General features: G+C 62.2%; 6 protein-coding genes and 1 pseudogene. 3 read left to right on the plus strand and 4 right to left on the minus strand.

Annotated elements, in window-relative coordinates; genetic code table 11:
- Positions 1–309, plus strand: a pseudogene (locus Y704_RS24645) (hypothetical protein); the annotation flags it as partial.
- 223 nt (positions 310–532) lie between these two features.
- Here Y704_RS24645 and trxA read toward each other — a convergent pair.
- The 4 genes from trxA to Y704_RS22945 all read right to left on the minus strand — a co-directional run bounded on the left by trxA (position 533) and on the right by Y704_RS22945 (position 2,508).
- Positions 533–859 carry a thioredoxin gene (gene trxA, locus Y704_RS0116045; protein WP_026550864.1) on the minus strand — a complete coding sequence of 109 codons (327 nt, stop codon included), beginning with the start codon at positions 857–859 and terminating at the stop codon, positions 533–535.
- Positions 860–905: 46 nt separating this feature from the next.
- Positions 906–1,028 carry a type B 50S ribosomal protein L36 gene (gene ykgO / locus Y704_RS23640; protein WP_081747718.1) on the minus strand — a complete coding sequence of 41 codons (123 nt, stop codon included), beginning with the start codon at positions 1,026–1,028 and terminating at the stop codon, positions 906–908.
- A 185-nt stretch (positions 1,029–1,213) separates the two neighbouring features.
- On the minus strand, positions 1,214–1,678 hold the full coding sequence (locus Y704_RS0116050) for a YkgB family protein (protein WP_216698997.1): 465 nt from the start codon (positions 1,676–1,678) through the stop codon (positions 1,214–1,216).
- A gap of 221 nt (positions 1,679–1,899) precedes the next feature.
- On the minus strand, positions 1,900–2,508 hold the full coding sequence (locus Y704_RS22945) for a TetR/AcrR family transcriptional regulator (protein ID WP_162149423.1): 609 nt from the start codon (positions 2,506–2,508) through the stop codon (positions 1,900–1,902).
- Positions 2,509–2,715: 207 nt separating this feature from the next.
- On the opposite strand from Y704_RS22945, the gene Y704_RS22045 reads away from it, so the two are divergent.
- Both Y704_RS22045 and Y704_RS22050 read left to right on the plus strand, forming a co-directional pair.
- Positions 2,716–3,498, plus strand: a complete 783-nt coding sequence (locus tag Y704_RS22045) for a cation:proton antiporter domain-containing protein (protein ID WP_253904376.1) — start codon at positions 2,716–2,718, stop codon at positions 3,496–3,498.
- 651 nt (positions 3,499–4,149) lie between these two features.
- On the plus strand, positions 4,150–5,037 hold an 888-nt coding region (locus Y704_RS22050; protein WP_035773150.1), incomplete at its 3' end, for an ISL3 family transposase.

The raw sequence follows: 5,037 nt of genomic DNA on the forward strand, positions 1-5,037 counted from the left end.
CCCATCCATCCCACGACCGAGCAGGGGCGCGAACAGCTGAACTGGATCACCCACTTCGCACTGGGAACCATGTGGGGTTCAGCGTACGGCGTCACAGCTCACTCCGGCCTCCACGGAGCCAAAGCAATCGCCGTCGTGTTTCCTGTCGTCTACACCGGAGACGTCCTGCTCAACACCGCCCTTGGACTGTATAAGCCCGGCACCTGGACCGCAGAGGACTGGACCGTGGACCTGGTCAACAAATTCGTCCAGGCCACAGCGACCGGCGTGCTCTACGACCATGTCTTCAAACCAGCCGAAGAATCCTAGATCACCTCCCGGCAGCAATCCACGGCCCGGCAACCGTCAGCGAAGTGCGTTGCTGGCCCCGAACTCTCCCGAACCGCGGGGCTGCCATAAGGTAGGGCGCCCATGACAGCTAATTCCAGGCGTCCATAATGTCTACCCATGTCGTGCACCGCGGAAGGTGCAGCCGCCCGAGACGGAGGGAGCCTCCGTCTCGGTCTGGATGACACCCGCTCGTTTGTAGCTGTTAGCTGATGAAGGCCGCGAACTCCTGCTCGAGAACCTGTTTGGGTTTCGCCCCGATCGAGGTCGCCGCGATTTCGCCGTTGTTGAAGACGTAGACGGCGGGAATGGAAGTAATACCGTATCTGGCCGCAATGGCGGGGTTATCGTCCACATTGACCTTCACGACATCAACTTTCTCCGCGTGCTCAGTGGCAATGTCGTCCAGGATGGGAGACAGCATGCGGCATGGTCCGCACCATTCTGCCCAAAAATCAACGATAACCGGTTTCGTGGCCTGAAGAACGTCCGCATCGAACGACGCATCAGTAACGTTTTTTGTGGTGCTCATCTTTGTCTCCTTCTTTAGGTTTTCGTTGGGCTTGTGTTGCCTGTGCTCAGCCTTGGCGGGCCTTGATGCGGGGATTTTTCTTGTTGATGACGAAGGTTCGTCCGCGGCGCCGGACTACTTGGGAGCCCGAAATTTTCTTCAGTGCGCTCAATGAGTTTCGTACCTTCACGTGGTGCTCCTTCGACGGGTTTCTGGGGGTGTCCAGTGGATTCAATTAGGGTCGAGCGCCACGATCGGGCGCCCCGGCCTGCCGGCACCGATTGCACCGGGGCACAGAAGACAAGTCGGGACGGGAACTGCACCAGCAATTGCCGTCCCGGCTTGTTTCAGATCCCGGCAACGGTTGTTTCCGGGCTACCGTCGGCGGGACTGCTGCAGCGATTCAGCAGCCGTGAGGATGGACGCACCCAGAAGCACGGCGTCCTTGAGTAGGAACTGTCCTACCATGGACAACTTGGTTTTGCCGTGGCTTTCCTGCCGCACACCCGGGGTCGTGGCCATGAAACTGAGGGTGGTGACGAACGTCCCGATCGCCCCGAAGCTACCCAGGGCCGAGGCCCGCGGGGCGATGGGCTTGGCGGCGATGAGAACTCCCATCCCGATCTCGGCCACCCCGATCAGCTGCGCCGTCTTCTTTTCCCCCAGCTTCTTGAGTACCCCGGAGAACAGGGGACTGGAGGTCACCAGCGGCCTGATGTTCTCCATCTCATAGTCCTGGAACTTCAGGGAACCGATCCAAATGAGGTTTGTCGCCAGGGAAGAGCGCAGCACCGAAGCGCCCACCTGCTCGATCCCCGTGGTGGAAGTGTTCTTCATCATCATCTTGTTGTCTCCTCTTCGCTTCTTGCAGATATCAATCGGACTTAGAAAGCACCCACGGCTCCATGTCGATGCAGCACCCGGTTCTTCACCGGCAACCCGCGGTTCTTCGCCGGCGCAGCGAGCTGCGCACCCTGTCTTACGTGTTGTCCGCGACGCAACGCCCTCCCCGAACAACCTGCGGAACCCGCACACAGGCCCGTCGGTTTCGTAGCGGTCGGTTAGCGAGCCGCGCCGTGCTCGTGAACAACCTCGCAGGCCATCTCGGCAGCCAGCTCGACCAGGGCAGGATCTCGTGTCATCTTGGCGGAGGTTTTCGCCCCGTCGTAGAGCACCATCACCTTGTGCACCACGGTCGAGGACCCGTCTTCCCCGAGCAGCTGGGCGATATGTGAGGCCAGTGCTTCCCGGTAATGAGCGATCACCTGACTCACCCCGGGGTCATCCGGTCGCTCGATGGCAGCGTTCATGAACGGGCATCCGTGGAACGTGCCGGCCAGAACATCGACGGAGATCCCATCGAAGAAGATCCTCAAGCGCTCAGTCGCGTTGGCCCGGGGATCGTCCCTGGACTCGGATGCGGCTTTCCAGGCTGCTTCCTCCTGCTGGAGGTAAGCCACCACGAGAGCCTGTTTGTTGCCGAAGTGGTGATACATGCTGCCCTTGGCCACGCCTGCCTCAGCGATCACCAGGTCGATACCGGTGGCGTTGATGCCGCGTGTATAGAAAAGCCGGCGGGCAGTGGCCATGATCCGCTCACGAGCTCCCATGGATCTAGCGGGCGATCGGTTCGGCGCAGTGGTGCGGGTCTGGGGGATGGCTGCCGTCATGAACACCATGCTAGACGAATCCGTCTATTCTTATTAGACGGATCCGTCTAGACTGGGGGCTGATGCCCCGCCGGGGCACGTAAGACGACCGACCAACCCCCGGGTCTCTGAGGGGGCTTGGAAAGGGAAACCTGGGCGCCGAAACGCTCACCATCGACGGCCCCCTGTGCATCCGGCTGAGGTGAGACAAAGAGGGAAGGGACCTTAATGGACATCAATCTGGTGTTGGCGCTATTCGCCGGAGCACTCCTAGGGATATCTGCGTTCTCCTCCTTGCTGCAGCGCTTGAGCCTGCCCGGGCCCATGCTGGCATTGGCCTTCGGAGTGCTAATCGGTCCCTACGCCCTGGGCCTGCTGCGGATCGAGGACTTCGGGGTCCCCGCCGGCACGCTGCTGGAGCAGGCAGCGCGAATTACCCTCGGAGTGGGCTTGGCCGGCGTGGCCCTGCGCCTACCCCATGGCTACTGGCGAACCAATCTACGGTGGATCACGGTGATCATCGGGCTGGGCATGGCCCTCATGCTGGTGGTGGCCACCGGGGTGCTGTGGGGACTGCTGGGGGTGCCGTTCCTTCTCGCCCTGTTGCTCGGGGCGATCATCGCGCCCACCGATCCTGTAGTGACCACCCCGGTGGTCACCGGGTCCCTGGCCGAGCAGCGAATCCCGGAGCGGGTGCGCCACAACCTCTCAGCCGAGAGCGGCATCAACGACGGACTCGGGTACCTCTTCGTGATGCTGCCGGTGCTGCTACTGACAAAACCGGACCTGGCCTGGCAGGAGATGCTCACCAAGGTGCTGCTATGGGAGGTGCTGGGAGCCGCCGCCTTCGGGGCGGTGGGCGGGTATCTGCTCGGCAAGCTGTTCGTTATCGCGCGTCGGCACGGGTTCATGGAAGAGAGTTCCTATCTGGGCTTCCTCATCCCCCTGGGACTGGCAGTGTTGGGGGTCGGGCAGTTGTTGATAGCCGGTCCCAGCAGTGGGGCTGAGTAAAGTCATACTGTGGTTCCTCACTTGAGGTTAATCGGTCAAGGCGAATCGGGAACCACCGGCGGCTTACCTGAACACATGATCCCGCCCCCGGGCCGCCCACACAATTTCCGGTACCCGGCCACAGGTGCACGCGGCCGGACGAGGGATAAGAGGGTTTGACCAAGGCTTTTGCCCGCGTTTATGCATCCAGCCGGCGACCGGGGTGAAAGAAAGACCAAGGGGGTTTCCGGAATTGGCACCACCTATAGAGGATTTCGGTGCCACGGCAGGATTAATAAACGGGCCGGATTGTGGTTCAGAGATTGTGCTGCAGGCGCACCCCAACGTGTGCCGCTGATGTAGGCGACCGGCAAGCGGCGCCACAAGCAAATTCCGGCGCTACAAGCAAATTCGTCTGCCTCATCCGTGAGTCACGGTCAAGGACGCAGGATTGTAGATAAATCCCCAGCAAACCGATCTACCCTGAGATGTCAAATCGGTCTCAATTTCATACAGTAACCGTGCTGTGAGTACAGGTCAATCATTTATCTGGCTCATCGCAAACGAGAGTGCAGGCGGGGTGTAGCCGGGGCGGGCGCGTCGGTGACGAGATAGAGGTCGAGGCCTTCCGATGATGGAAGTTCTCACACTGCCCAGCCGAAAGACCTCGACGTGTTCAACGCTACCTTCGTTCGCCCTGACCTCACCACGTTCTGCCGGCTCGATGAGCTGGGCCTGGAAGCCGTCGGGCAGCACCTTGGGCCCGGTCAGGCAGTGATCGAGTGCCGTGTCGTCGAGGCGGATCCGTGGTGCCGATCCTGCGGTGCGGAAGGAGCGCCCAGGGACACCGTGACGCGCCGGCTTGCGCATGAGCCGTTCGGTCACCGGCCCACCACGCTGCTGGTTCGGGTGCGCCGCTACCGGTGCGGGAACTGCGGTCGCACGTGGCGGCAGGACACGGACCTCGCAGCTGAGCGGAGGGCGAAGATCTCCCGCCGCGGACTCCGGTGGGCACTGGAAGGCGTCGTGGTCGATCACCTCACCGTGTCCCGGGTCGCCGCAGGCCTTGGGGTGTCCTGGCATACGGCGAACACCGCGATCATGACCGAGGGGAAGCGCCGCCTGATCGATGACCCTCACCGGTTCGATGGCGTGAGTGCTATCGGCGTCGATGAGCATGTGTGGCGGCATACCCGCCGCGGCGACAAGTACGTGACAGTCATCATTGATCTCACCCCGATCCGCGACAAGACAGGCCCGGCGCGACTGCTGGACATGGTCGAAGGACGCTCCAAGCAGGTGTTCAAGGACTGGCTCCACGACCGCCCCCAAGCGTGGCGGGACGGCATCGAGGTCGTCGCGATGGATGGGTTCACCGGGTTCAAGACCGCAACCTCCGAGGAGCTCCCGGACGCGGTTCCGGTCATGGACCCCTTCCACGTCGTCCGCCTCGCCGGGGACGGGCTGGACCGATGCCGGCAACGCGTCCAACAAGCCACCACCGGGCATCGCGGCAGGGCCGGCGACCCGCTCTATCGGGCCAGGCGGACCCTGCATACC

The organism is Arthrobacter sp. Br18 (genome assembly GCF_000520555.1).
Classification (GTDB): domain Bacteria; phylum Actinomycetota; class Actinomycetes; order Actinomycetales; family Micrococcaceae; genus Arthrobacter_D.